The organism is Vibrio sp. 2130-1 (assembly GCF_033339515.1).
This window is the reverse complement of sequence record NZ_JAWOUT010000677.1, coordinates 1-531: the sequence shown is the minus strand read 5'-3', so window position 1 is coordinate 531 and position 531 is coordinate 1. Positions and strand designations below refer to the sequence as shown.

The following is a 531-nucleotide window of genomic DNA, read 5'->3' as shown; positions in this document are numbered from 1 at the left end:
GAGATCAACTGACTCAAGCGATAGCGGCTTTGCATCCTGAATTGGTGTTTGTGCGCAGAGAGCGTCGCCGAGATGCACTTGGCAATGGTTCGATGGAAATGGTCGTTGGTCGAAACAGTCGTTTTCCGGATAAAAGTGAAGCGGCTTTGGTGCTAGATAGCCACAGCGTACCGGGTAGGGGAGTTAAACAAACGCTCAACCTTGCATCTGTCATGATGCCGATTTCGCTCGAACTCATTAAAACGCTCGAACTGGGAGAATGGCACCAAGGTGATACTCAATACGAAGATGATACTCCGCTAGCAACTATGCACTTAGTGTACGCTGGACGGACAATATTCACTGAGCATCAAGCGTTACAAGGTGAAGTGGCGATTCAATCTATCGTCGACATGATCGAACAAGAAATGTTGTTGCCAGGCTTTGCTCCATTGCGCAAACAACAAATTCAACACTGGAAAATCTACAACTCCCTAGGTCTGAATACTGAACGGGTGGATAAGAAAGCCCTTGATGAACTTTGTTTTTCTA

At 46.5% G+C, this 531-nt stretch carries 1 pseudogene; it reads left to right on the top strand.

From position 1 onward, the window contains the following. A pseudogene (locus tag R7Q09_RS28100) lies at positions 1 to 531 on the top strand (ATP-dependent RNA helicase); the annotation flags it as partial.